The sequence below is a fragment of the Micromonospora purpureochromogenes genome, from assembly GCF_900091515.1.
Classification (GTDB): domain Bacteria; phylum Actinomycetota; class Actinomycetes; order Mycobacteriales; family Micromonosporaceae; genus Micromonospora; species Micromonospora purpureochromogenes.
Window position 1 is genome coordinate 3132513 of the sequence record NZ_LT607410.1, and the last position, 24582, is coordinate 3157094.

The 24582-nt window shown below is 75.5% G+C and carries 23 protein-coding genes; 3 read left to right on the forward strand and 20 right to left on the reverse strand.

The features are described 5' to 3' along the window. Positions 1-29: 29 nt before the first annotated feature. Positions 30-548: a hypothetical protein gene (locus tag GA0074696_RS14525; RefSeq protein ID WP_088961601.1), complete on the reverse strand. Its 519-nt coding sequence runs from the start codon at positions 546-548 to the stop codon at positions 30-32. A gap of 190 nt (positions 549-738) precedes the next feature. On the opposite strand from GA0074696_RS14525, the gene GA0074696_RS14530 reads away from it, so the two are divergent. The 3 genes from GA0074696_RS14530 (at position 739) to GA0074696_RS14540 (ending at position 3209) form a co-directional block, all read left to right on the forward strand. Then, the gene (locus GA0074696_RS14530; RefSeq protein WP_088961602.1) at positions 739-1188 is read left to right on the forward strand and encodes a ribonuclease domain-containing protein; all 450 of its coding nucleotides are present in this window, start codon (positions 739-741) and stop codon (positions 1186-1188) included. Positions 1189-1245: 57 nt separating this feature from the next. After that, positions 1246-1644, forward strand: a complete 399-nt coding sequence (locus tag GA0074696_RS30780; protein WP_157745930.1) for a barstar family protein — start codon at positions 1246-1248, stop codon at positions 1642-1644. A 155-nt stretch (positions 1645-1799) separates the two neighbouring features. After that, positions 1800-3209, forward strand: coding sequence for a hypothetical protein (locus tag GA0074696_RS14540; RefSeq protein WP_088961603.1), 1410 nt, complete (start codon positions 1800-1802; stop codon positions 3207-3209). Between the two features lie 10 nt (positions 3210-3219). Here GA0074696_RS14540 and GA0074696_RS14545 read toward each other — a convergent pair whose 3' ends face one another. The 19 genes from GA0074696_RS14545 to GA0074696_RS14635 all read right to left on the reverse strand — a co-directional run bounded on the left by GA0074696_RS14545 (position 3220) and on the right by GA0074696_RS14635 (position 24473). Further along, positions 3220-3936 carry an HD domain-containing protein gene (locus tag GA0074696_RS14545; RefSeq protein WP_088961604.1) on the reverse strand — a complete coding sequence of 239 codons (717 nt, stop codon included), beginning with the start codon at positions 3934-3936 and terminating at the stop codon, positions 3220-3222. Positions 3937-3993: 57 nt separating this feature from the next. Beyond that, the gene (locus tag GA0074696_RS14550) at positions 3994-8151 is read right to left on the reverse strand and encodes a SpoIIE family protein phosphatase (RefSeq protein WP_172894287.1); all 4158 of its coding nucleotides are present in this window, start codon (positions 8149-8151) and stop codon (positions 3994-3996) included. A gap of 349 nt (positions 8152-8500) precedes the next feature. Continuing rightward, positions 8501-9508 carry a LacI family DNA-binding transcriptional regulator gene (locus GA0074696_RS14555; protein WP_088961606.1) on the reverse strand — a complete coding sequence of 336 codons (1008 nt, stop codon included), beginning with the start codon at positions 9506-9508 and terminating at the stop codon, positions 8501-8503. Positions 9509-9767: 259 nt separating this feature from the next. Beyond that, complete coding sequence (locus tag GA0074696_RS14560) at positions 9768-10523, reverse strand: hypothetical protein (protein WP_088961607.1); 756 nt, start codon at positions 10521-10523, stop codon at positions 9768-9770. A gap of 66 nt (positions 10524-10589) precedes the next feature. After that, on the reverse strand, positions 10590-11042 hold the full coding sequence (locus GA0074696_RS14565; protein ID WP_088961608.1) for a hypothetical protein: 453 nt from the start codon (positions 11040-11042) through the stop codon (positions 10590-10592). Beyond that, on the reverse strand, positions 11039-11974 hold the full coding sequence (locus GA0074696_RS14570; protein ID WP_088961609.1) for a hypothetical protein: 936 nt from the start codon (positions 11972-11974) through the stop codon (positions 11039-11041). The genes GA0074696_RS14565 and GA0074696_RS14570 overlap by 4 nt, the downstream gene beginning before the upstream one ends. Continuing rightward, entirely contained in the window at positions 11971-12732 is a 762-nt protein-coding gene (locus GA0074696_RS14575) for a phage tail protein (protein ID WP_157745932.1), read from the reverse strand. Before GA0074696_RS14575 ends, GA0074696_RS14570 begins: the two co-directional genes overlap by 4 nt. Next, on the reverse strand, positions 12713-15334 hold the full coding sequence (locus tag GA0074696_RS14580; RefSeq protein ID WP_088961610.1) for a putative baseplate assembly protein: 2622 nt from the start codon (positions 15332-15334) through the stop codon (positions 12713-12715). Before GA0074696_RS14580 ends, GA0074696_RS14575 begins: the two co-directional genes overlap by 20 nt. Beyond that, a complete protein-coding gene (locus tag GA0074696_RS14585) occupies positions 15331-15789 on the reverse strand; it encodes a GPW/gp25 family protein (RefSeq protein WP_088961611.1) in 459 nt (152 codons plus the stop codon). The genes GA0074696_RS14580 and GA0074696_RS14585 overlap by 4 nt, the downstream gene beginning before the upstream one ends. Next, the gene (locus GA0074696_RS14590; RefSeq protein WP_088961612.1) at positions 15786-16124 is read right to left on the reverse strand and encodes a hypothetical protein; all 339 of its coding nucleotides are present in this window, start codon (positions 16122-16124) and stop codon (positions 15786-15788) included. Before GA0074696_RS14590 ends, GA0074696_RS14585 begins: the two co-directional genes overlap by 4 nt. After that, a complete protein-coding gene (locus GA0074696_RS31375; RefSeq protein ID WP_088961613.1) occupies positions 16124-17701 on the reverse strand; it encodes a phage baseplate assembly protein V in 1578 nt (525 codons plus the stop codon). The genes GA0074696_RS14590 and GA0074696_RS31375 overlap by 1 nt, the downstream gene beginning before the upstream one ends. Next, complete coding sequence (locus tag GA0074696_RS31380) at positions 17698-18450, reverse strand: CIS tube protein (RefSeq protein WP_088961614.1); 753 nt, start codon at positions 18448-18450, stop codon at positions 17698-17700. Before GA0074696_RS31380 ends, GA0074696_RS31375 begins: the two co-directional genes overlap by 4 nt. Continuing rightward, positions 18450-20210, reverse strand: a complete 1761-nt coding sequence (locus GA0074696_RS31385; protein ID WP_088961615.1) for a hypothetical protein — start codon at positions 20208-20210, stop codon at positions 18450-18452. Before GA0074696_RS31385 ends, GA0074696_RS31380 begins: the two co-directional genes overlap by 1 nt. After that, positions 20182-20667 carry a phage tail protein gene (locus GA0074696_RS14610; protein ID WP_088961616.1) on the reverse strand — a complete coding sequence of 162 codons (486 nt, stop codon included), beginning with the start codon at positions 20665-20667 and terminating at the stop codon, positions 20182-20184. Before GA0074696_RS14610 ends, GA0074696_RS31385 begins: the two co-directional genes overlap by 29 nt. A 1-nt stretch (position 20668) precedes the next feature. Further along, positions 20669-21928, reverse strand: a complete 1260-nt coding sequence (locus GA0074696_RS14615) for a phage tail sheath family protein (protein WP_088961617.1) — start codon at positions 21926-21928, stop codon at positions 20669-20671. A gap of 31 nt (positions 21929-21959) precedes the next feature. After that, complete coding sequence (locus tag GA0074696_RS14620) at positions 21960-22655, reverse strand: carboxypeptidase-like regulatory domain-containing protein (protein ID WP_088961618.1); 696 nt, start codon at positions 22653-22655, stop codon at positions 21960-21962. Next, positions 22652-23260: a glycine zipper family protein gene (locus GA0074696_RS14625; RefSeq protein WP_088961619.1), complete on the reverse strand. Its 609-nt coding sequence runs from the start codon at positions 23258-23260 to the stop codon at positions 22652-22654. Before GA0074696_RS14625 ends, GA0074696_RS14620 begins: the two co-directional genes overlap by 4 nt. A gap of 14 nt (positions 23261-23274) precedes the next feature. Continuing rightward, positions 23275-23622: a hypothetical protein gene (locus GA0074696_RS14630; protein WP_088964564.1), complete on the reverse strand. Its 348-nt coding sequence runs from the start codon at positions 23620-23622 to the stop codon at positions 23275-23277. 116 nt (positions 23623-23738) lie between these two features. Continuing rightward, on the reverse strand, positions 23739-24473 hold the full coding sequence (locus tag GA0074696_RS14635; RefSeq protein WP_231925380.1) for an LppM family (lipo)protein: 735 nt from the start codon (positions 24471-24473) through the stop codon (positions 23739-23741). Between the last annotated feature and the right edge of the window lie 109 nt (positions 24474-24582).

Sequence of the window (24582 nt, forward strand, 5' to 3'; positions counted from 1 at the left end):
GACCGGAATGGGACACCCCGTGTTGCGGGTCAGGCGGCGGCCCCGCAGTACACGCACTCGTTGCGCTCGGACCAGTCCTTGCGGTCCAGCGTCCCCGGATCGATCGCCCGGTGCCCGAAGTGCCGGCGTACCGCCATCCGGAACGTCCACAGCTTTTCGGCGAAACGGTGGTACGCCTCGTGCCCCTCGGCGGTGCGCAGGTCCTCGCCGGCGCGGATCAGCCGTTGCATGTCGACCAGTCGGTGGAACGCGTCCTCGCCCGCCACGACCAGCTCCGGCGTGCCGGACATCAGCAGCCGTTCCCGTTCCTGGTAAGCCCCGGACTCGCTCATCGCCCGGGTGGTCGCGGCGCGGTCACCGGCGGCGGCGTTGCGCAGCATGCTGTGCGCGGTGCCCAGGGCGAGCGCGAAGTCGATGCAGGTGCGCCACCGGTCGAGGTCCCGGTCCCGGTCCCGGGTGTCCCGTCCCCGCCGCAGGTCGACCAGGAAGCTGCCGGAGAGCGCGATGAGGGCGCCCGCTCCCGTGCTCAGCAATGGCATCCAGTCCATGAGGGACATCGTGCCACCCCTCGGGCCGGCCTCAAGATCGCGGGCAGCGGCGAGCTGCGGGGCGCCATCGGCACCGCGAGGTCACCGACCGTTGTGGACGAATTCGGCTGCCGGGGGCTTCTCGTCCGGGCCGGTCGGACCGGACACTGGAGGTCGACACCGATCGATGCCTCGTGATCCGGAGGGCCCGATGACCATCCTCGCCACCCCGCCCGCCCCGCTCAGCCGCCTGCGCCGCCTGGTCGGCACGTTCGCCCTGCTCACCGCCATGGTCGCCGCGGCGCTCGTCGGCCCGTCCGTGGTGACCCCGTCGCTCACCGACTCCGCCTCCGCCGCGGTCTACAGCTCGTGCACGATGACCCGCTGCGCGGATGCGCGCACCGCCCGGTCCGGCTGGGCCGCCAAGGGCTTCCCGACCAGCCGGGGCTGGTACACCTGGAGCGGCGGGCTCTACAACTTCGCCGGTGGCCAGTTCTACAACCGGGAGGGCCAGCTCCCCGCCAACGCCACCTACCACGAGTACGACGTCTACCCCCGGGCGTACGGGGCCTCGCGGGACGCGTACCGGATCGTGGTCAACCGGAGCACCGGGGTCACCTGGTTCTCGCCGGACCACTACGCGAACTTCTACCGACTCTGAGGGGTGGCGGTCGGGCCGGGGACCGGCCGGCCCGACCGGAGCGGGGAGGATGACCGGATGGACGCGCCCCACCTGCCACCGTGGCTGGAGCTGACCGCCGACCCCATCGCCGACCCGACCGCCGGCACCGTCGTCGTGCCGGGCGCCGACGCCCGCAGCCGCGCGGACCTGTTCGGGCTGCTCGCGCAGGCCCTCGATTTGCCCGAGTGGTTCGGGCGCAACTGGGACGCGCTGGCCGACTGCCTGCTCGACTCCGACGACGCCGGCCCGCTCGCCCTGCGGGTCGACGACGCCGAGCAACTCCTCGCCGACGAGCCGCCCGCGCAGTTCGCCACCCTGCTCCAGGTCTGCGACGACGTGTGGTCGCACGGCCGGTACCCGTTCCGGCTCGTCCTGCGCACCACCGGCGAGCGGCTGCCCGCGCTGCGCCGCCGCGTCGCCGCCGCGACGGCCTGACCCGATGGTGCCGGCGCCCGGACCACCGCACCCGCCGGGCGCCCGGGCCACCGCACCCGCCGGGCGCCCGGGCCACCGCCACCCGCAGGGCGCACAGGCCATCGCCCCCGCCGGCCGGGCCGGCGCCGGTTGCGGTCGGCGGGCACCATGGCGGGGTGGACCTGGAGCTGACCGTCCCGGAGCGAGCACTGTGGACGGCGTTTTCGCGCCGTGGGCTGGTGGACCTGACCGACGCCGAGGACCGGGTGGTCCGCGCGGCGGTCATCCGGGCCCTGCTGCTCGGGGCGGTGCCGCCCGAGCCGGGTGAGCTGGCCGCCCTGACGCTGGTGGGCGCGGAGATCACCGGCACCCTCGACCTGTCGTACGCGGAGATCCCGTACGCGGTGCGGATGAGCCGCTGCGTGTTCACCGACCGCTTCGAGCTGGTGGGCGCGCGCACCCGGGAGATCGACCTCGCCGGTTCCCGGCTGGCCGGGATCTGGGCCGACAAGGCGGTGGTGGAGGGCAACCTGCGGCTGACCGACGCCCGGTGCGCCGACGGCGTCCGACTCGCGGCCGCCCGGATCGACGGTGCGCTCGTCCTCGACCGGGCGCGGTTGTCCGGCGCGCCGGCGCTCGACGCCCGGCTGCTCTCGGTCGGGCACGACGTCCGGGGCGACGGCCTGCGCTGCACCGGGGAGGTCCAGCTGCACCACGCCGACATCCGGGGATCGGTACGGCTGCACGGCGCCGCCCTGACCAATCCGCAGGGGCGGGCCCTCGGCGCCGTCGGTCTCGCCGTCGGCGGCACGATGAGCTGCTGCGACGGCTTTACGGCCGAAGGCCGGATCAACATCTCCTTCGCCCGGGTCGGCAGTCAGGTCTGCTTCGAGCACGCCCGCCTGCGCACGCCCACACTGGACTGCCGGCAGCTCCAGACGACCGAGCTGGTCCTCGCCACCGACGGGCCGGTCGAGGGGCGGGTGGACCTCCGGCACGCCCGGCTGGGCGTGCTGCGCGACGGCCCCGAGAGCTGGCCGGCGGCGCTGCGGCTCGACGGCCTGGTCTACGAGAGCCTCCACTCCCGGGCCGACGTCCGGCAGCGCCTCGCCTGGCTCGGCCGCGACGAGGACGGTTACTCGCCGCAGGCGTACGAGCAGTTGGCGGGGACGTACCGGCGGCGCGGCGAGGAGGACGCCGCGCGCACGGTGCTGTTGCGGGGGCAGCGGCACCGACGATCGGGGCAGTCCCCGGTCAACCGGTTCTGGGGCCTGCTCCAGGACGTCACCGTCGGGTACGGGTACCGGCCCGCCCTGGCCGCGATGTGGCTGGTGGCGCTGGTCGTCGTCGGCACCGCGGTCTTCACGGCCGTACCGCCGACGCCGCTGGACCCGACGAGCCCGGTGCGGTTCCGGGCACCCGTCTACGCGATCGACCTGCTGCTGCCGCTGGTGGACCTGCGCCAGGAGTCGGCCTTCGCGCCGACGGGGGAGACGGTGTGGGTGGCGTACGGGTTGATCGCCGCCGGGCTGATCCTGGTCACCACCATCGCCGCCGGCACCACCCGCGCCCTGCGCCGCTCCTAACGAAGCACTACTAGTTGGGCTGGTCGAGGATCGCGCTGAACCGCTCCTCGGCCAGGTCCAGCTGGGCGAAGATGTGTCGCTTCACCGGCGCCGACAGCGGGGTGTCGGGCCGGCTGATCAGGTCGCGGAAGACGGGCACCAGCGGCCGGTACTTCGCCGCCGACCGGGCCACCTTCGGCCCGATGGTGTAGACCACGCCCACCCCGTTGTCGGTGAAGTCGGACACCTTGATCACCCGCGCCCAGGGCTCCCGGTCCAGGCTGGCCGCCACGTGCTCCCGGTACTGGGCGTTGCGGTCGCGGTCGGGGTCGTACTCCGGGTTGGTGACCGCACCGACCAGCCGGGCGACGCGCGGGCCGAAGCGCGCGGCCAGCGTGGCCAGCGCCGCCGCCGTCGGGTCGGCGACGTCGGTGCCGGCCAGCTCGCCCGGATGGTCCTCCACCGCGTCGTGCAGCAGGCCGGCGACGATCACGTCCACGTCGCGCACCTGGTAGTGGTGCATCATCCGGATCGCCACCCGCAGCAGGTGGTTGAGGTACGGCTCGCGCACCCGCCGGTCGTCGCGGTGCAGTTCGGCGGCGAGGTCGAGGGCGGCGCCGAGCCGCTCCCGCGCGGCCGGGTCGAACGCCCGGATCTCCAGCCGGAACCGTTCCAGCAGGCCGGGTTCGCCGTGGATCTCGGTGATCGCGTGCATCGGCATGGTGGCGAGGTACGGCGGGAACTCCATGCACCACTTATAGCCGATCTTCACTACCGGCCCGACCCGGCCGTCGGGTACGCGACCTCAGGCGGCGCCGGAGAGCCGCTTGGCCAGCCGGACGACCGTCCCCTGCGGCGTGCCGTCGATGACCGCCTCGTCCATCAGCCGAGCCATGATCAGCCGGCCCCGGCCCCGCTCCCCGCCGTCCACGCCGACCTCCCGCCACCCGCCGCTGTCGGCCACCTCGACCTCCAGCCGCCCGGCCCGCAGCCGCCCCCGCACCGTCACCGTGGCGCCCGTGGCGAACCGGTAGCCGTGCTCGATGGCGTTGGCGCACGCCTCGCCGACGGTGATCAGCACCGCCTCGACGTCCGGCGCACCCACCCCGAGCCCGGCCAGCCAGCCGCGCAACGCCTCCCGGGTTCCGGAGAGCTGCGCCGGGTCGGCGGCGAGCGTCGCGTGGAAGACCGCCGGCTCCCGGTGCCGGTAGACCAGCACCGCCACGTCGTCGTTGCGGACGTCCGGCACCAGGTCACGGATCAGCCGGTCGGCCACCTCGGCCTCCGGCCGCTGCCGACCCTCCGCGAGGATGTCCACCGCCCGGGCGATCCCCGCGTCGATCAGCTCCCGCCGCCGCTCCACCAGGCCGTCGGTGTAGAGCAGCAACGTCGATTCGCCCGGCAACCGCGCACCCGCCTCCGGCCGCCCGCTCACCGCGACGCTGGCCAGCGGCACCGAACCGGCCCGGTCCAGCAGCTCCGCGCTGCCGTCGGCGTGCATCAGGACGGCGGGCGGGTGACCGGCCGAGGAGTAGCGCAGCACCCCCAGCGAGCGATCCACGATCGCGCAGAACACCGTGGTGTTTCCGCCGCCCGGCACGAACCGGGCGAAGTCGTCCAGCGCCGACAGCACCTCCGCCGGGCTCTTGGCCTGCAACAGCAGCGCCCGGCAGGCGTTGCGCAGCTGCCCCATCACGGTGGCGGCCGGCAGGCCCCGGCCGACGCAGTCACCGACCACCACGCCCACCAGGTCGCCGGGGAGCGGCACCACGTCGTACCAGTCGCCGCCGACCTCCAGCGGCCGGAACGCCGGCTCGTAGCGGACCGCGAAGCCGGCCGGCAGTTCCACCGGCCCGAGCATCGCCCGCTGCATGGCCAGGGCCACCGTCCGCTGCGTCTCGTAGGCGCGCGCCCGCACCAGCGCCTGCGCCAGCGCGCCGCTGAGCTGCCGGACCAGCGGCCGGTCCAGCGCGGGCAGCGGCCGCGGCGGGTCCAGCTCCAGCCAGATCCCGCCGTCGGGCACGCCGGGCTCGATCCGGGTGCCCAGGCCGGTCACCCGGCCCGCGTCGTCCCGGGTCAGCACCGGCTCGCCGTCGTTGTCCAGCTCCGCCAGGATCCGCCGCACCCGGTCGCTCAGGTCGACGCCCGAGCTGACCACCACCGGCGCCCCGGCCCCGTCGAGGGTGACCGCGATGCCGCGCGCACCGCCCACCAGGTTGCCGAGGTGCGACAGGCCGGCGTCGAGGACCTCGGTGATGTCGCTGGCCCCGGCCAGGCGCCCGGAGAGGGCGGCCAGCGCGGCGCTGCGGGCGGCCACGTTGACCTCCGTCGTCACGTCGCGCAGGGTCGCGACGTAGAGCCGGCGGTCGGTGCGGGGCTCGCGTACCGAGTTGTAGACCGCCGCCACCCAGATCCGGTGCCCGTCGGCGTGCCGCAGCGGCAGCGTCAGCCGGCCCCGGCCGGTGCGCGCCGCCTCGTCCAGCGCCGCCGCGAGCCGGTCCCGCTCGGCCGGCTCCAGCTCCCCGTCCGGCCACCAGTCGTAGGGCGGGGGCGAGGGCAGCCGCAGCCGCTCGACGCCGATCAGCCGGCAGAAGGCGTCGTTCGCCTCCACCAGGGTGCCGTCCGGCTCGACCACCGCGAACGCGTCCTGCAACGAATCGACCAGCGCGGCGCGCCAGGTCGCCTCCTGGTTGCGCAGCCGGGCCAGCTCCAGGTGGGCGCGCACCCGGGCCAGCAGCTCCTCGGAGGAGAAGGGCTTGGCCAGGTAGTCGTCGGCGCCGGCGCCCAGCCCCTCCACGGCGGCCTCCTCGCCGGCCCGGGCGGAGAGCACGATGACCGGCACGGTGGCGGTGTGCCGGTCCGCGCGCAGCTCACGCAGCAGCCCGAAACCGTCCAGCCGCGGCATCATCATGTCGGTGAGGACCAGGTCCGGCAGCAGGGCGCGGGCCTGCGCCAGCCCGTCCCGGCCGTCCACCGCCGTCACCACCCGGTAGTGCGGCGCGAGCAGCCCGGCCAGGAACGCCCGCAGGTCGACGTTGTCCTCCACCACCAGCACCGTCGGGGCGCCGGCCGGGTGGGCCGGCCCGGCCGGCCCGGCCGCCTCCGCCTCGCCGGGGCGCGTCGGGGCCGGCCAGCTCAGAGCGTCCTGCGGGTACGCGGGCCGCGCCGGGGCGACCTCCGCCGCGCCGGCCGGTCGGCCGTACGGCAGCCGGACGGTGAAGGTGGAGCCCTCGCCCTCCATCGAGCGCATCCCGACGTGGCCGCCGTGCAGCCGGACCAGCTCCTGCACCAGCGCCAGGCCGATGCCGGTGCCCTCGTGGGACCGGCCGCCGCTGCCCCGCACCCGGTGGAACCGGCGGAACAGCAGCTCCTGCTGGTCGGCGGGGACGCCGACGCCGGTGTCGCTGACCGTCAGGGTGACCTGGTCGTCGTCGCCGTGCAGGTGCAGCCGCACGGTGCCGGAGAGGGTGTACTTCAGCGCGTTGGAGAGCAGGTTGACGACGACCTTCTCCCACATGTCCCGGTCCACGTACGCGGTGCGCGGCAGCGGCCGGACGTCGACCCGGTAGTCCAGCCCGCCCTGGCGCATGGCGTGCGCGAAGGACTCGGCGACGCCGGCGGTCAGGGCGGCGAGGTCGGTGGCCGCCCGCTCCGCCTCCAGCCGGCCGGCCTCGATCCGGGCGAAGTCGAGCATGTCGTTGACGAGTTTGCGCAGCCGGCCGGCGTTGCGGCGGACCACCTCCAGCCGCTCCCGCTGGGCCGGCGGCAGCGGCTGGAGCTGATCGGCGAGGCTCTCCTGCACCGGCCCGGTGATCAGGGTCAGCGGGGTGCGCAGCTCGTGGCTGACGTCGGTGAAGAACTCCGTCTTCGCGGCGTCCAGCTCGGCGAGCGCCGCGGCCCGGCGGCGCTGGGCCGCGTACGCCAGCACGTCGGTCAGCGCGGTGGAGACCCGGTTGGCGACCAGGTCCAGGAAGTGCCGGTAGGGCTCGTCCAGCTCCCGGTACGGCGTGACGCCGAGCACCAGCACGCCGACCGGCCGGGCGCGGCCGGTGGCCAGCAGCGGCAGGGCCACCGCGTCGTCCACCGGCATGCCGTCGACGGTGGCGGCGGCGCGCCGGCGGGCGAGGCCGGTGATCCGGGCCGGCTGCCCGGTACGCATCACCTGCGCCACCTCGGCGAGCCGGCCGGGGGCGGCGAGCCCGTCCGGGGCGCCGTCGTCCCCGGTGGGGGTGCCGAACGACGCCACCAGGGTCAGCTCGTCGCCGGCCGGCCCGGCCGGCGGCCGCTCCCCGCGCTCGTCGTCGAGGAGTTGCTCGTCACGCAGGTAGACCAGCCCGAGGGGCAGGTCGGCGCGGCCCTCGGCGAGGATCCGGGCGGCCGCCCGGGCCGCGTCGCCGGCGGTGTCCGCCTCGGCGATGGAGAGGTCGCCCAGGGTGCGCAGCAGGGCCAGGCGGCGGTCGGCGACCAGCCGACCGGTCACGTCGCTGGTCGCCACGAAGATCCCCGCGACGCTGCCGTCCGCGCGGTGGATCGGGCTGTAGGAGAAGGTCCAGTAGGTCTCCTCGCGGTAGCCGTGGCGCTGGAGGAAGAGCAGCTGGTCCTGCGCGTAGGTGGCGCCGCCGCCGGCGAGGACCTGCTCGGTCATCGGGCCGAGGGTGTCCCACGCCTCGGCCCAGCACTCCGCGCCCCGCTGCCCGACCGCGGCCGGGAACTTGTCGCCGACCATCCCGGTGTAGGGGTCGTTGAAGATCTGCACCAGCTCCGGGCCCCACCAGATCAGCATGGGGATCTTCGACGGCAGCACGGTGCGCACGGCGGCCCGCAGTTCGGCCGGCCAGGACTCGACCGGGCCCAGCGGGGTGGCGGACCAGTCAATGGCCCGGTGCGCCGCGCTGGTCGGGTCGGTGCCCGGAAAGAGGCGGGCCGTGGTGTCGTACCCGTCGGTGTCCCGTCCGTGCGTCACCCGCGGCCACCTCCTTCCCTCGTCGCCGGGTCGGGGCAGCCGTGCAGTCGCCCGAGGCACCCATTGTCCCCAGCCGGCGGTGGTTCCGAACCTCCATCCGGAGGCGAGCTGGCCGCGGTGCCGGGCGGCGGTCCGACCGGCACCGGTGCTGGTCGCCGACGGCACCCGCGACGCGCCCCGGCACCTGTCGACCGGCTGCTCGACCTGCCCGCCCGAAAGTGGGCGGAGCTGGACCTCGACGCGCGGGGACCGGTGCGCCCGGCCGCGCCCGTAACCCACGCCAGGAAGGGAGCGGCGCATGACGTCGGTCGCCAGCCCGCTGCCGGAGCTGCGGTTCGAGCGAGGGCGGTCAGGCGGGGGCCGGGCCGAGGCTGCCGCGGCGGACGAGTTCGGCGGGAAGCACCTCGACCCGGGGACGGCCGACGGCCGGTTCCAGGGCCAGGGTCATCGCGCGGGCGCCCAGTTCCACCAGGGGCAGCCGGACGGTGGTCAGCGCGGGCGTGACGTCGGCGGCCACCGGCATGTCGTCGAAACCGACGACGGAGACCTCCTCGGGGACCCGGACGCCCCGGGCGCGCAGCAGGGTCAGTGCGCCCACCGCCATCGAGTCGTTGAGCGCGGCCAGCGCGGTCAGCCCCGGCGCCGCAGCCAGCAATTCGGCCGCCGCACGGGCACCGCCGTCGCGGGTGAAGTCGGCGTACCGGACCCGCTCCGGCGGCAGCGCGGCACCGAGCCCCTCGGCCACCCCGGCGAGGCGGTCGCTGGTGGTGGTGAGCTCCCGGGGACCGGCGATCACGCCGATCCGGTGGTGCCCCAGCCGGCGCAGCTCCGCGCCGAGCCGGCGCGCGCCGTCGGAGTTGGCCGGCATCACCGCGTCGCCGGGGTGCTCGTGCCGGCCGATCACCGCCACCCGGCCGCCGGTCGCCTCGTACGCGGCCAGCTTCTCGGTGAGCCGGGCGGTGCAGTCGGGGTCGTGGTAGCCCGAGCCGGCCAGCACGATGGCGGCGACCTGCTGGCCCCGCAGCATCTCGACGTACTCCAGCTCGCGCTCCGGGTCGCGGTAGCTGTTGCAGATGATGACCAGCCGGCCCCGGTCGGTGGCCACCCGTTGCAGGCCCCGGGTCACCTCGGCGAAGTACGGGTCGGAGACGTCGTGCACCACCACGCCGACCACGCTGCGCTGCGGCCGGGCCAGCAGCTGGGCGTGCGCGTTCGGGACGTACCGCAGGTCGGCGACGGCCCGCAGCACGCGCTCGCGCAGCTCGTCGGCGACCGGCTTGCTGCTGCCGTTGATGACCCGGGAGGCGGTGGCGGGAGAGACGCCCGCGCGGCGGGCGACGTCGGCCAGCGTCGCCAATGGCCACCCCCTGCCCGCCTCGGTCCCGCGCCCCGTGGTCGGGCACAGGTTACCGCACGGCGTCAGGAAAGCCCTTGCCTGTGCTGTGGCCGCGACCTACCACCACCCCCCGTCCCCGCCACGAGGGTCGGCAGTCGGGATCGTGGAGGGTTGTTGTCGCAGGGACGACAACAACCCTCCACGATCGCGCCGACGCTGTCGGGGTCGGTCGGCCGCTGGTGGCGAGCGGGCGGGGGTGGGTGGGGCTGGGCGAGCCGGGTCAGCGGGTGGGCAGGGCGGCGGTCACCCGGACGGCCTTGACGATGGCGGGGATCGAGCCGATCAGGAGGACCAGGCCCCAGACGATCGCGACCACCGCGAAGACCAGCGCGCCGACGTCGTCGAGGATGCTCACCACGACGACCGGCACCAGGTTGTGCAGGAACTCCAGCAGCACCGTGCAGAGCAGCGTGGTCAGCGCCAGCAGCACCAGCCCCTTGTTCTGCAGGAAGCGGGGCTGGGCGAGCAGCAGCAGCACCACCCAGACCAGCTTGAGCAGCAGCACCAGGCCGAGCAGCAGGCTCGCCTCGCCGACCGGGAAGAAACCCCACAGCGCCAGGTACGCCAGCGTGCCGAACGGCGCGGCCAGGAAGAGCGAGACCATGATGGACAGCTCCACGAAGGCGAGCACCAGCATCAGCAGCGACACCAGGATCAGCACGATCGAGAAGACCAGCGTCGCCACGCCCTGCACCCGCCCCTGGACCCGGTCCGGCACCACCAGGCTCAGACAGAACAGCCCTGTCGTCCAGAGCGCCACCACGTCGACCAGCGCCAGATAGCCGGTGCCCCGACCGGCGGGCTCGTCGACCCGGCCCACCTCGCCGACGTCCACCCCCAGGTCCTGCGCGCCGGCTCGCAGCGCGCCGCCCGCGTCCCCGCCGCCGGTGAGCAGCGACGAGCCCAGCTCCACCCCGACCACCAGCGCCACGGCCAGCAGCGCCAGCAGCAGGAACGGCTTGCGCAGCTCACCCACGACGGGCCTCCTCGCGGATCGGGCCCCCGCGACGGGGAGCGGGTACGGGCCAGGCCGCCCGGCGGCTCAGGATCCGATCGTGACCGCGCACGCCACACCTCCCGCACAGCCGACGGTGATCTCGCTGGCCCGGTCGACGGCGACCTTCGCCACGGCCGTGCCGTCCTCGCCCGGCTCCACCTCGTCGTCCACGGTGAAGCCGGCGTCGCGGGGCGCCGGCGCGGTGACCCGGAACCGGTCCGGGCTGCGCAGCACCAGGGTGCGCAGCCCGTCCGGGTCGGCGACGCGCAGCACGCAGGCGCCGACCACGGTCAGGGTGTCCCCGGTACGGTCGCAGCCGGCCCGCACCGTCGCCGGGTCGATCGTGGCGCTGTCGCCGACCAGCCGGCCCAGCCAGCGGACGGCGCCGTCGTCGTCCGGGCCGCCCCGGTCGCCCCGGCCCGCGCCGACGGCCACCACGAAGAGCACCACCAGCAGGACGGCCAGCCCCACCAGCAGCAGCTTGCGTCGCCCGCTCATGGCCGGGCCGCCGCCGCCCCGCCGACCTCGGTGAACCGGATCTGGTCGATCCCGGCGAAGTACCGGTCGAAGGCCTGTGTCTTGCTCACCGCCACCAGCGTCACCTGGTGCGGCCCTTTGCCGAGCCGCAGCGTGCCGACGTCCTCGAAGTCGGTACGGACCACCTTCGGGGTGAAGCCGAGGAAGGTCCCGCCGACCTGGACGCCGTCGATCTGGAAGATGGTGTTGGCGTAGTCGAACGAGGTGGTGCGGGCGGCGGAGAACCGCCAGACGGCGGCCTTCGGCAGGTCGACGGTCACCGTGACCTGGTCGCCGACCGCCAGGCCCTGGAAGAACAGCTGCCGGTCCTGCGACCAGGTGACCCCGCAGCAGTTCGGCTGGACCACCACCTTCGCCGCGGCGCCGGTCGGCGACTCCACCTTCGCCTGCGCCACCAGGCTCTCCGCCTCCAGGGTGACCACCTGCGGCTCGCCCGGGGCGGGCGCGTCCTCCGGTCGGGTCACCAGCCAGCCGACCACCGCGCCGACCAGCAGCACCAGCGCCACGGCCGCGGCGATCCACGGCCAGGGGGCGCGGCGGGGCGGGGCGACGGCGCGGACCTCGTACGTCACCCGGCCGCTGGAGCGGGAACTCTCCTCGGGCGCGGTGTTCGCCGAGTAGGCGAAGCCGGTCATGTCGTAGCGGCGGGGCGCGGTGCCGGGCGGCACGGCGAGGCGGACCAGGAAGGAGACCGACCCCTGACCCGGCACCACCCGCTGCGGCTCGGCGACGGTGAACCAGGACCGCTGGCTGCCCTCCCCGGGGGCGACGTCGAAGACCACCGTGTCCGGGGCGGCGCCGGGGTTCGAGACGGTGAAGGTGAGTTCGCCGTGGTTGCCGGTGTCGAGGGTGAACTGCTCGGCGGCGGCGACGACGGCCCATTCGGTGGTCATGACGGCTCCTCTGCGGACGGTCCCGGAGGTGGAAGGGTGCGTGGGGGCGGGACGGCGGCCCGGCCGACCGCCGGGCCGGTGGGCAGCGGCGGCGGGTCGACGGGCGGTTCGGGGTCGCCCGGGTGGCCGGGCTCCGGGTCGACCGGATGCCGACCGATGGCGGCCCCGGGAGCCGGGTCGGCGGCAGGTCCGGACCAGCCGGTGGCCGGCTGGTCCGTGGGTGGGTCGGCCGGCGGGTCGGCGGGGTCGGCGTCGCCGAGCAGGACGACCTCGGCGGTCACCGCGGCCGGCTTCTCCGCCGCCACGATCCGGCCGATCAGGGCGAGCGAGCCGGCGGCGGCCGGCGGCACCCGGACCACCAGGTGGAAGGGCCGGTCGACCGGTTCGTCCAGGACGAACCCGGTCACCCCGGTGGCCAGCTCCAGGGCGCTCCGCATCCCGTACGGGGTGCCCCGCCAGCGGGCCAGGTGCGCGCCGTGCGCCACCAGGTCCCGCAGCCGCCCCATCGGCAGTGCCGGCGGCGCGTCCGGGCGGGGCGAGGCGAGCACGTGGTCCATCGCCACCCACCGGGTCAGGTACCCGACGAACCCGTCCGGCGCCCGGTACGGGGCGAACAGCGCGTCGACGTCGGCGAGCACCGCCTCGTCCGGGGCGTGCAGCGCCTCCATCACCTCCAGCAGCGCGAACAGCACGCTGCCGGGGACGCCGGCCCGCTGGTACGCGGCGGGCAGCAGCCGCTCAATCGCCGCTCGGCGCATCCTGCCGCACCACCTCGATGTCGTGCTCGCCGGAGCAGAGCAGCCAGGTGTCCGGGACGGTCACCACGTCGGCGGTGGCCTGGTTGGCGCTGGGCGTCCAGTCCACGGCGTCGCCGCTGCGGTACACCCCGCGCTCGCCGCCGGCCAGGATCAGCCGGTCGGTGCCGCCGGTGGCGGCGATCGCGTCGACCGGTACGAACCGGGTCCGGTCCCGCAGCGGCAGCCCACAGTTGACCATCACCGGCTGCCACTGCGGCTGCGCGGCGAGGGTGTCCAGTCGCACCACCCCGCCGCTCTGGGTGGCCGCCAGCGCGAGGGTGCCGGCGAAGGCCAGGTCGCGGCAGGTGCCGCCGATCCAGCCGGCCTGCACCGACTGCCACTTCACGTCCGACTCGAACAGCCGGGTGCGGTGGCAGCCCTGCCCGGGTTTCTTCGGGTCCGGCTCGCCGGCGCCCGACCAGAGCAGGGTGGCCGGGCCGTCGTACTGCACGGCGAGGACCCGGTTGTCCACGTTGGCCAGCCCGACGTGGGTGAAGCTGCCCGGGCGGCCGGCGGCGGTGGAGAGGTAGACGCCGAACCCGGCCTGCGCGGCGACCGCCACCCCGGGCGCGCCCCGCTCCGAGACGAAGGCGCGCACGGCGTAGAAGCCGCGGTCGGCGTCGGCCGGGTCGACCAGGATCTGCAACGGCACCGAGCCGGGCAGCAGGGAGACCTCGTACAGGCCGGTGTCGGTGGCCAGCAGCAGCGCGCCCGCGCCGTCCCGGTCGATCCAGGCCACGTCGGAGATGCGGGAGTCCAGGTCGGTCAGGAGCGACCAGTTCTCGCCGAGGTCGGTGCTCAGGTGCACCCGGGAGCCACCGGCGGCCCGGACGGTCACCGCCGCCACCGAGCCGGGGCGGGCGGTCACGCCGGGGCGTACCGGGGCGGGGGCGGGGGACACCCGCAGCACCGTCTCGCCCTCGAACCGGCCGGCCGGCTCCCAGCCGGCGCCGGCGTTGGTGGAGCGGAACAACACCTCGCCGCGGCCCGCGTACCAGGTGCGGGCCTGGTACTGGTCGACGGCGAGGGTGCGTACCTCGGCGTCGGGGGCCTCGTCGACCACGAAGCGCACCGACTCCACGTAGCGCACGCCCGGCTCGGCGTGCTCCAGCATCCGGTACACGTTGGAGGCCCGCAGCGGCTCGCCGAACGCCCAGCCGGCCGGGTTCAGCGTGGTGGGCAGCGGGCTCAGCGTCTGGTGCAGCCGGTCGTGGATGCGCCGCCGCACCGCCTCGGCGTCCTCCTCCCGGCGCACCACCACCCGGGCCCGGATGGAGACCGCCTTGTAGCGGGCCCACCCGGCCCGGCAGCTCGTGCCGAGGGCGCGGCGGCGGTCCAGGTCCGCCTCGACCCGGCGGCGTGCCTCCTCCACCTCGTGCTCGCGCAGCACCGACACCGGCAGCCGGCCGCCGGGCCGCGCCTCGTCCGGCACGTACGGCACCAGCACCACCTCGACCTCGCCCGGCCGGGCGAAGCTGTAGACCGCGGCCCGGGTGAAGGCCCGCGCCCGGGCCACCGCCCCGGAGCCGGCGGCGAGGATCTCGAAGTCCCGGGCGGTCACCGCCCGCTGCTGGGCGAAGAACTCGTACGGCCCGCGAACCAGCGCCGAGTCCAGCGTCTCCATGTCCCGCCCGCCGCTGGCCGGCTCCGGGTTCTCCGCCCGTACCCCGGGCAGCGGGTCGCGCAGGCTGGTCAGCGTGCCGGCGGCGACGTTGCCGGTGCGCCCGCCGCCGGCCCGGTACCAGAGCCGGATCCCCGCCCCGGCCGGCGGCACCGCGGCCACCGTCACCAGTCCCGAGCCGGCCGCCCCGGTCGCCGCCGCCCCGGCCGACCCGTCGCCGGACGGGCGCAGGTCCAGGGCGGGGGCGAAGGTGAGCACCCCGGAGCAGCGGTCCACCAGGTACACCTTGGCCTGCGGGCCGACCCCGGCGAAGCTGTCCACCGGGCGCCAGATCTCGTACGTCCGTCCCTCGTGCTCCCGGGCGGCCGCGCCCAGCTCCACCGAGCCCGGCGCCACCTCCACCCCGAGCAGCAGGTCCAGCGGCTCCGCCGTCCGGGCCAGCGGCGCCCGGGCGGCGCGCAGCGCCTGCCCCGGCTGCCCGGTGCCGGTGCCGAGCAGTTCCGCCTCGACCGGCTCGCAGTGGTGCATCCGCACGGTCGCCTCGGCCTGCCCGGCGGCCAGCGTCGCCGGCTCGGTGGTGACGAAGACGACCGGTTTCGGGTCGGCGCCGCGCGCCGCGGCGACCCGGGTGCCGGCGGGGATGCGCACCGCGCCGTGCTCGCCCCCGGTACGGGTGAACCGCACGTCCGCCCAGGCCGCCGACGGCGCGTGCCGGGCCACCCCGAGCAGGTTGAGGAACTGCACGTACGCCTTCTCCGGCAGCTGGTTCAGCCGGTAGATCATCACCTCGGTGAGGTGCGCGAACGCCTCCACCAGGGCGATTCCCGGGTCGTGCGCGGACAGGTCCGTCCAGGCCGGGCAGGACTGCCGGATCCGCTCCCGGGCCTCGGCGACGAGGTCGAGGAAGGCGCGGTCGTCGAGGTGCGGCACGGGCAGCGTCATGTCTCGTCCCTCTCGGCGTGGTCATGGTCCGGCCCGTCGGTCTCCTCGTCGTCGGGGAGCAGGTCGACGGAGAAGACCAGCTGGCCGGGGGAGAGGCTGGCCCGGACCCGGTAGTCGAGCCGGATCACCAGCCGCCACGGGTCGTCCGGGTCCGGTCCGGCGTCGACGTCGATCACCTCGACGCGCGGCTCCCAGCGCCGGATCGCCTGCCGGACGTAGTGGATGGCCAGGCCGGCGGTGGTGTCGTCGTTGGGCGCGAAGACCAGCCGGTGCAGCCGGGAGCCGTACCCGGGGCGCATCAGCCGCTCGCCCGGGGTGGTGGAGAGCAGCAGGTACAGCGCCTGGCGTACCGTCTCGTCGCCCTCGGTCATCGCGAGCCCGCCGGCCGCGGTCAACGCCAGACCACCGGTGCGGCCGGCGTCGAAGCCGGCGCCCACGAAGCGGAAGGCCCTCATCGGTCCGCCTCCACCAGGCTCTGCCGCGGGTCGCGGACGGTGTGGTGGACCAGGCCCGGCGGGGTGCCGTCGGTGAACCCGTCCAGGTGCGACAGGACGATCCGGTGCCCGTCGACGCGCAGCCAGTCGCTGTAGCCGACCCGCACCGGCAGCGTCTTCGTGCAGGGCTTCACCGTCGGCCCGTAGTTCGGGCAGGCCACGATGTCCCGCCCCTGCGGGTCGTCGTCGACCAGCACCGGTACGCCGGTGACGGTCACCCAGCGCTGCGACGCCCGGTTGGTCACCCGCCCGTCGTGGTCGCAGGTGATCACGGATTGCAGGTGGATCCAGCGCATCAGCGGCCTCCTGAGGTCTGCCGGGCGAGCGCGGCGGCCCGCTCCCGCGCGGTCGGCGCGTCCTCGGTCGTCTCGGCGTGCAGGAAATCGACGCTGCGGGCGCGTACCACCATCGCCCGGCCCGGCGCGGAGAGCACCAGGTCGGTGGCGGCGTGCAGGGTGGTCAGCTCCGGCGTCAGCTCCAGGAAGCTGCCGGCGTCGGTGGCGAGCTTCAGGCTGCGCGCCGCGTCGTCCACCACGATCGTCTGGCCGCTGCCGGTACGCACCGACCACCGGCCGGACCGCCCGTCGGCGATGCCCGCGTCGTACGGCTCGACCGCGCCGAAGAGCGAGCCGAGGACGATCCCGGCGGCCGGTTCGCCCCCGGGCAGCGCCACCAGCACGGTGTCGTCCGGGTCGGGCAGCGCCACGATCCCCTTGCCGGCCCCGGCGCCGGGGCAGAGCACGGCCAGCCAGCCGGCGTCCAGGTCCCCGTAGGCGGGGAGGGTCAGCCGGACCCGGCCGAGCCGGTCCGGGTCGTCGACGTCGGTGACCGTGCCGAGGGTGACCACCGCGCCGGCGACCGGGGCGGGTGCCGGGGCCGGCGGCGGGGCGGTGCTGAACCGGGTCAGGTGGCCGTTGGCGTCGATGGTGTGCACCACCTCGGTCAGCACGTACACCCCGGCGACCGGGTCGGCGACGCCCGCCAGTTCGACGCGGCGGCCGGGCCGCAGCGCCGGGTCGCCCTCGGCGACCCCCTCGGCGGTGACCAGCGCGGCCACCCGGGCGTCCAGGCCGGCCTGGGCGATCGCGGCCAGCTCGTCGTCGCTGCGGCCGGGCTGGTCCACCGCGGTGCGCACCCCGTCCGCGCCGACGGTGGCCGGGTCGGGGTCGAGCGGGATGCGCCGGCCGGTGCGCGCCGCGTCGGCCCGCTGGCTGATCGGCTCGGCGCGCTGCGGATGCCAGCCCAGCGCCGCGCTCTGCCCGGCGGCCCGGTCCAGGTTGGCCGCGATCCGCAGCGAGTGCAGGGTGTGGCCGAGGGTCAGGATGACCGGTTCGCCGTGCCCGTCCAGGGTGACCAGCCGCAGCCGGTCCTCGTCGTCGGCGAGGTGCAGCCCGGCCCGGCCGGCCACCTCCAGCAGCAGGTCGAGGTCGCTGTGCCGGTGCTGGAGCACCCGCTCGAGGCGCGGGCCGTCCTCCTCGGCGTCGACGTCGAGGCCCACCTCGGCGCAGAGGTCCCGGGCCAGGTCGGCGGCGGTCACCGACTCGAATACCCGCAACTGCTGCCGCTTGCGCAGCCGGTGCAGCGGCTGGTAACCGCGCAGCCGGACCAGGGCGGTGCCGTCGGCGGCGTACTCCACCTCGACGCAGGTCACCTCCCCGGTGAACAGGCCGGCGTCGTCCAGTCGGACGTCGATCCTCGCGCCGGTCGGCACCGCCGGGCCGGGACCGAGGTCCAGCGCGGCGGCGCCGGGGCCGGCGGCGTAGCCGATCTCGCACTGGGTCGGCTGGTCCAGCCGCCCGGCGACCCGCACCGACCGGAGCCGGCGGGCGTCCAGCGGTACGCCGTCGAGCAGCACGGTCGGCCAGGCGGTCACGGGGCACCTCCCGGCGTGGTCGGGGTGGTCGCGGCGGCGGTCAGCGGGGGCACCGCGAGGGCGGTGCCGGCCGGCACGGTCAGCGGATCGGTGATCCGGTTGTGCTCGGCGAGCAGCCGCCACCGCAGCGGCGAGCCGAGCGCGTCGTGGGCGAGCAGGTCGAAGCGGACCCCGGAGTAACCGGGCACGGCGGAGCCGTCCCCGGCCGCCACCACCGCCGAACCGGGTGCGGCCACCGGGGTGGTGGCGGCGGCCAGTTCCTCGTCGAAGCCCTCCTGGGCCTCGTCGGCGGACTCCGCCACCCGCACCAGCTTCAGCCGCAGCCAGGACCGGCGGGGCGAGCCGGTGAGGGTGAACGCGTCGAACCGTTCGGCGATCGCGACGATGACGCCGGGAATGTTCCAGGTCTTGCCCCAGACCAGCCGGACCAGCGGCGGTCGCAGCCAGCCGTGCGCGGTGGCGGAGTTCTCCGCCAGCATCCACAGCGGACGGGTGAGGGCGCGCACGTCCTCCGGGCGGGTCGGCGCGTCCACCAGGTCGGTGTCGAAGAGCAGGTCGAGCACCAGCTCGGTGCGGCCGCCGCCGGTGAAGACCAGCGGGTCGTCGGCGAGGCCGGCGCCGGTGAGCTGCCCGTCGCCGACGCCGCGCGGGCGTACTCCGGCCAGCCGGGTCACCTGCACCGTCTCCGGGTTGAGCAGGCAGTCCACCCGGACGCCGGAGGAGTCCACCAGGAAGGCCACCCGTTCCATCAGGCCCCCCGCTGCTCGTGGTCGAGGCGGCGCAGCCGCTCGCCGTCACCGTCGCCGGTGGCCGGCCGCCACACCGGGTCGTCGGGCAGCGCCGGCCACGGATCCCCGGCCCACCGCCCCGCCGGCCCCGTCGTGGTCGCTCCCGTCGGGGGTACGCCCCCGGCGCCGCCGCCCGCCGGCCCGTCCGGCAGGACCGGCCACGGGTCGGGTGCCGGGGTGGGCGCGAACGCGTCGGGCCACCCGTTGCCGGGCCGCGCCGGCGGCCACCGGTCGGCGGACCAGGATGCGCTGTCGAAGCCGGTCGGTGCGGCGACGCCGGGGTACTCGGCCGTCCGGGCGAGGTCGCCCGGGTACGCCCCGGGCGCCCGGCCCGCCCCGGGACCGGCCGGCGGTCCGGGGTGGTCGGTGCCCGCCCGCGCTCCCGTCGGCAGGGACCAGGGGGCGGGGAACCGGAGCGCGCCGACGTGATCTCCGCCGGTCGTGCCTCGTCGGTGCGCCGGGTCGGTGGCGGTGCCCGCCCGGCCATCGGCTGTCGTCCCCTCGACGGAGGCGGTCGCCGGATCCTGCTCGGACTGGTCGACCCGGCCGACGCGGGGTTCGCCGGAACCGGCGAGCGGCAGCGCGTCCCGGTGCGGGTGGGCGCCGCCGTCGCCGGGCCCGGTGTGCGAGAGGTCGCCGAATCCGGGGCCGGGTATCGCCGGACGAATCTGCCAGGCTGCCGGCCCCGGGTGAGCGCCGGCGCCACGCCCCGGCGAACGGTCGACGTCGTCGGCCGGCTGTCGGACCCGTCGCTCGGGCTGTCGGGACCGGTGGTGTTCCGGTCGGCCGGGCCAGGAATGCGCGGGCGGCGGTCCCGGCCGGGAGTCCGGCGCGGTGGCTCCCGGCCTGCCACTCGGGTCGGGGACGGCGGGGAAGCTGCCGGCGGCCGGAGAACTCGGCCCGACTGTGCCGTTGACGCCATCCGGCCAGTTGCCCTCAGTCGCGGACCCGGGACGGGTGCCCGCGCCGGAGTCGGCCGCCCACGAGCCCACGCCGGTGCCGGAGTCGCCGGCCCACGAGCCCACGCCCGTGTCGGGGTCGCCGGCCCACGAGCCCACGCCCGTGTCGGGGGCGCCGGCCCACGAGCCCACGCCCGCGCTGGGGTCACTGGGCCACGAGCCGACGGTGCCAACGGGGTCGCCGGGCCGCGCGCCAATGGTGCCGTCGCGGTCGGCGTGCCCTGAGGTCACGGCTGCGTCGGGCGTGCCGGGCCACGGGCCGCCATCGGGGTCGCCCCGCCACGCGCCCACGGCGGCGTCGGCGTCACGGGACCACGAGCCCGGACCCCCGTCGCGATTGCGCGGCCACCAGCCCACGGCCGTACCCGGCCTGCCCGGGGGTAGCGCCGACGGACCCGAGCGGGCGGGCGGCCTGTTGCCACCCGCCCCGTCGGCGGGCCCGCCCCGTGGGTCGCGCGCACCCGCCGGCGACCCGGCGTCCGGCAGAGCGTCCGGGTCGACGTCCAGGCCGCGTAGCAGGCCGGGGGCGTGCGCGGCGACCAGGCGCAGCCAGTGCTCCGGCGGCTGGCCCGGCCGGCGCGGCACGTCCCGCGCCGCCTCGGCCGACGGCACCCCCGGCCTCACCCGGGCCGGCGGCCGGTCCGGCGGCGTTCCGTCCGGCGAGCCACCGGTGGTCGGGGCGAGGTCCCGCTCGACGGCGTCGGCGGCGTCCCGCAGCCGCCGGGCCAGCCAGCTACGCGGTCCTGGGCGCGGCGGCGGCACTGCCCGACTCCAGCTCCAGGCCCTCGTACGCCAGGGTGAGCGCCTCGATGGCGATCTCCTGGGAGAGGGTGTGCAGGTGCGCGCCCCGCCACCGCATCGGCCACGCGTTGATCATGTTCCAGCGCAGCGCCTCGCTGGTGCCGGCGGCGTCGAGCAGCACCACCGAGACGTTGCGGCGGTTCACCGTCCCCCGGGCCGCGGCCTGCACCCAGTCCCACAGCTCGCGGGAGGAGGTGAGCCCGAAGTGCAGGGTCACCGGGGCGTAGTCGACCTGGCCGGGCACGGCCCGGATCCGGTCGTTGCCGGCCTCCCGGTACGCCCGCCGGGCGATCGTCACCTCCAGGCCGCTGACCTCGGTGAAGTGCCCGTTGGTGATGCCGTTGATGAGCAGCTTGAAGTTGTAGGCCCGGTACGGGTCGACCGGCGCGCCCGGTTGCGGCGTGGCGGGGGTCGTCATGTCAGCCTCCGATCGTCTCGGTCTCGGTGCCACCGGCCCACTGGCTGAGCTTGAACACCACGAACTCCGCGGGCTTGACCACCGCGATGCCGATGTGGGCGACCACCATGCCGGCGTCGCGCACGTCGGCCGGGTTGGTCTCCTCGTCGCACTTGACGAAGAACGCCTCCTCCGGCGTACGCCCGAGCAGGGCGCCGTCGCGCCAGACCCGGGTGAGGAAGGCGCCGATGTCGCGGCGGATGGAGCGCCACAGCGAGAAGTCGTTCGGCTCGAAGACCATCCACCGGGTGCCGTTGGCGATGGCCTGCTCGATGGAGATGGAGAGCCGCCGCACGTTGAGGTAGCGCCACTCGCTGGCCTCGGCGGCGAGCGTACGGGCGCCCCACACCCGGATGCCCTCGCCGGCGAAGTAGCGGATCACGTTGACGCCCTTGGGGTTGAGCACGTCGTGCTCCGGGCGGGTGACCAGGTACTCCAGGTCGACGGCGCCGCGTACCGGTTCGTTGGCCGGGGCCTTGTGCACGCCGCGCAGCCCGTCGGTGCGGGCCCAGATGCCGGCCATGTGCCCGCTCGGCGGGGTGAGCACCAGGTCGCCGCTGAGCGGGTCGCGCACCCGCAGCCAGGGGAAGTAGCAGGTGCCGAAGTCCGACTGCCGGGGCCGGTACGCGACGGTGCCGCCGCCGCCGCCGCCGCCGCCGTCGTCGTCGTCGGCCGGCTTGGCCGTACCCTCGGCGGGTTTGGCGTCGGCGGCGCGGGGGGCGCGGGCGGAGCTGGGGGTGGCGACCCGGGTCAGCGCCGAGATGTCGTCGATGCCGGGGGGCGGGTCGCAGATCGCCACCATGGTGCGCAGCCGCTCGGCCATGCTCAGCAGGGCCTCGTGCGAGACCGGGTCGTGGAAGCCGGGCGCGGCGAGGATCGACACCTCGTCGACGGCCTCCAGCAGTTGCAGGCCGGTACGGCGCTGGCCGCCGCCGGTGAGCTGGCCGCCCTCGCCGACGTTGACCACCCAGCACCGGGTGCCGCCGTTGTCGAGGAAGCCGAAGACGGCGCGGGCCAGCGGGGTGCTCTCCGGGCGTTCGCCGCCGGCGTAGAGCCGCAGGAACTCCGACCAGCTGTTCACCGGCATCGCCCGGTCCACGTGGGCGCCGCGGTCCGGGGCGATGCCGACGAACGCGGCGGTGCTCATGCCGACCGGCCCGATCGGGTGGGCCCCGCTCGGCACCTCCTCGACGTAGATGCCGGGGGAGAAGTAGTTGGGCATCGGTCCTCCTGGTGCGCGGGGGTGGTCCGGGTCAGCGGGCCGGGGGTTCGCAGACGATGACGAGGTCGGTGTCGGCGGGGTCGACGTCGGCGGTGAGGGTGTGGCCGCGGCCGACCAGGCGCAGCCGGACCGGGCCGGGCTGCTCGGGGTCGTCCGGCACGCCGGTGAGCCGGAACCGGCCGGCCGGGTCGGTCTGCGTGGCCTGGGAGGTGCCGACCAGTTCGACCCGCATCGCGGCGAGGGGCTGCTCCTGCGGGCCGACCACCCGGCCGTCCAGGGTGCGCATCGGCAGTTGCCGCAGCCGCAGCGGGCGCAGCACCGGCGGCGCGGCCGGCAGCGGCCGGGCCACCTGCGCGGGTACGTCGATCAGCAGCGCCGGCCGGGGCGGCACACCGAACGCCCGCCACAGCTGCGGGTCGCCGGCCTCGAGCAGCACCTCCGGCTCCCCGTCGACGACCGCGGCGGCGAGCACCCGGTCCAGCCGGGGCAGCGCCGCCGGGCCGGCGGCGCTGACCAGGTAGCGGACCGTGAAGCGGTACGGCTCCCGGTTGCCGGTGCCGCGGGTCTGCCGGCCGGGCCGCAGCTCCAGCGGCCAGACCGTCAGCCCGTCGGCGGGTCCGCCGTCGGCGGGCGGGCCGACCGGGACGCCCTCGCCCGCGGCGGTGGCCAGCCACGCCGCCAGGTCGGCGGTGGCCGCCTCGACCGGTCCACGCCCGTCGTCGGTCATCGCGGCGGGCTCCCCTGGATCCGGTACGCGATGGCCTCGTTCCAGACGTGCGGGTAGACGCCGATCTCGAAGTACCGGGTGAAGGCGTTGATCGGCGCGTTGGTGTGGTCGTGCCAGAGCAACCAGACCGGGGCGATGGTGAAGAGCACGTAGTTGAGCAGCACCAGCGGGATGTAGAGCGGGCCGAGCAGCCGGCCCTGGAAGATGTGCACGTCCTCGTGCCGCTGGATGCCGGGGCTGGAGCCGGCGCAGACCGTGCCGATGGTGGTGGCGTACCGCGGGGAGACGCCCTCCACGAGGTTGACCCGGCAGCTGTGCTGCGAGGTGGTCCGGTCGAGCTGGTGACCGAAGATCAGGTGCACGGCGAGGTAGACCGCGCCGACGGCGGTGTTCAGCAGGCTCCAGGTGTGGTCCACGAGGAAGAGCCAGACGCCGCGGGCGTCCGGGCCGTACACCCCGGCCGAGGCGACCGCCCAGCCGAACGGGGCGCCGACGAGCAGCCCGACGACCGCGCCGATCAGCAGACCGAGGGTGCCGCCGGCCCACCCACCGAACGCGGCGCCGAGGACGATGTGGACGGCGGCGCTGATGATTCCGAAGACCATGACGCTCACCTCTCTCAGACCCAGGAACGGATGTAGCGGGGCTCGGCGCCGCCCTGGGCGACCCGGCTCGGCGACGCCTGCGTCGCCTGCCGGTTGCCCGGCGGCAGCTGGTTGATACCGAGGGCGGCGGAGAAGATGATCAGCCCGTTGAAGAACGCGATGATCCATTTCTCGGCGCCGGCGTCCGTGGCGAACGCCGCGGTCAGGTAGGACAGCACCAGGGCGACGCCCAACGCGATCCACTTGCGGGCCTTGTCGCCGGAGGGTCCGAGCAGGCCGCCGACGACGTTGGCGGTCAGCAGGGTGGCGGCGCTCGCGCCGGTGAGGCTGCCGAGGGCGGCCCAGGTGTAGAGATCGTTCATAGCGATCTCCCTTCGGATGGTGCCGGGAGGAGGGGGTGTGATGGTGAGGTGCGACGGCCGGGTTGGTGTGCCCGGCCCGGCCGCCCGGGTGGTGGCGATGTCCGGCCCTGTCGGGGTCAGACCGGCCTCGGATGCTCCGCCGGTGGCGTGGCGGCCGGCGCGACGGCCGCGCCCGTCCGAGTCGCGGCGGGAGCGGCGGCGGACCGGCCCCGTCGGCGCAGCAGCAGGACGGCGACGACCGCGCCGACCACGAGCAGGACGACCACGGACCCGAGGACCAGGAGCCAGGGGAACGACCCGCCTTCGTCACCGCCGGGGGAGGCGGCCGCCGTGGCGGACGGCGAAGGCTTCGGCGCCGCCTCGGCCACCGCCCGCAGCTCGAGCGGCTTTTCCTGGTTGGCGACGACCTTCCAGGTGACCGAGCGGCCGATGCGCGTGCCGTTCGTGTCGATCACCCGACCGGGAAAGGTCAGGGAAATCTCGAACGACATCAACTGCATGAACCTCGCCTGGTTCAACGGATCCTGTTCGGCCACCTTCCCGCCGTATTTCTTCGGATCGAGCGGGAGGCTGAACCGGTAGAGATCGTCCTCCCGGACCAGTCTTACGCTCTCGCTGGTGAAATCCTTCAGCGGAGTGTGGTGGTAGGTGATCAGGGAACCGTAGAAGCCTTCATTCTCGTAGACCCACTCGTCGCCCTTCGGCAACGTGGGGATGTTCTGCCGGAGTTCGGCGAAGCCGACCTGGACGGTCCTGTTGTCGGTGGTCAGGAACCGTTTGTCGGCGGTCAGCAGCAGTTGCCCGTCGATCGTGTCGTCGGCGTTGACGGTCAGGCCGATGTTGAGCTGCATGCACCCGGTGAGCATCGCCACCAGGGCGAGACACACCGCGAGGCGGAATGCCCTGCCGCGGTCGAGTCCCGTATTCATGCCAGCAGTGTGTGTGATCGCACTCACTATC

Excerpts from the sequence above, each read along its gene's own strand:
- GA0074696_RS14525 (WP_088961601.1), bottom strand. The coding sequence starts at position 548 with ATGGACTGGATGCCATTGCTGAGCACGGGAGCGGGCGCCCTCATCGCG.
- GA0074696_RS14530 (WP_088961602.1), top strand. The coding sequence starts at position 739 with ATGACCATCCTCGCCACCCCGCCCGCCCCGCTCAGCCGCCTGCGCCGC.
- GA0074696_RS30780 (WP_157745930.1), top strand. The coding sequence starts at position 1,246 with ATGGACGCGCCCCACCTGCCACCGTGGCTGGAGCTGACCGCCGACCCC.
- GA0074696_RS14545 (WP_088961604.1), bottom strand. The coding sequence starts at position 3,936 with ATGGAGTTCCCGCCGTACCTCGCCACCATGCCGATGCACGCGATCACC.
- GA0074696_RS14565 (WP_088961608.1), bottom strand. The coding sequence starts at position 11,042 with ATGAGCGGGCGACGCAAGCTGCTGCTGGTGGGGCTGGCCGTCCTGCTG.
- GA0074696_RS14570 (WP_088961609.1), bottom strand. The coding sequence starts at position 11,974 with ATGACCACCGAATGGGCCGTCGTCGCCGCCGCCGAGCAGTTCACCCTC.
- GA0074696_RS14575 (WP_157745932.1), bottom strand. The coding sequence starts at position 12,732 with ATGCGCCGAGCGGCGATTGAGCGGCTGCTGCCCGCCGCGTACCAGCGG.
- GA0074696_RS14580 (WP_088961610.1), bottom strand. The coding sequence starts at position 15,334 with ATGACGCTGCCCGTGCCGCACCTCGACGACCGCGCCTTCCTCGACCTC.
- GA0074696_RS14585 (WP_088961611.1), bottom strand. The coding sequence starts at position 15,789 with ATGAGGGCCTTCCGCTTCGTGGGCGCCGGCTTCGACGCCGGCCGCACC.
- GA0074696_RS14590 (WP_088961612.1), bottom strand. The coding sequence starts at position 16,124 with ATGCGCTGGATCCACCTGCAATCCGTGATCACCTGCGACCACGACGGG.
- GA0074696_RS31380 (WP_088961614.1), bottom strand. The coding sequence starts at position 18,450 with ATGGAACGGGTGGCCTTCCTGGTGGACTCCTCCGGCGTCCGGGTGGAC.
- GA0074696_RS14610 (WP_088961616.1), bottom strand. The coding sequence starts at position 20,667 with ATGACGACCCCCGCCACGCCGCAACCGGGCGCGCCGGTCGACCCGTAC.
- GA0074696_RS14615 (WP_088961617.1), bottom strand. The coding sequence starts at position 21,928 with ATGCCCAACTACTTCTCCCCCGGCATCTACGTCGAGGAGGTGCCGAGC.
- GA0074696_RS14620 (WP_088961618.1), bottom strand. The coding sequence starts at position 22,655 with ATGACCGACGACGGGCGTGGACCGGTCGAGGCGGCCACCGCCGACCTG.
- GA0074696_RS14625 (WP_088961619.1), bottom strand. The coding sequence starts at position 23,260 with ATGGTCTTCGGAATCATCAGCGCCGCCGTCCACATCGTCCTCGGCGCC.
- GA0074696_RS14630 (WP_088964564.1), bottom strand. The coding sequence starts at position 23,622 with ATGAACGATCTCTACACCTGGGCCGCCCTCGGCAGCCTCACCGGCGCG.
- GA0074696_RS14635 (WP_231925380.1), bottom strand. The coding sequence starts at position 24,473 with ATGCAGCTCAACATCGGCCTGACCGTCAACGCCGACGACACGATCGAC.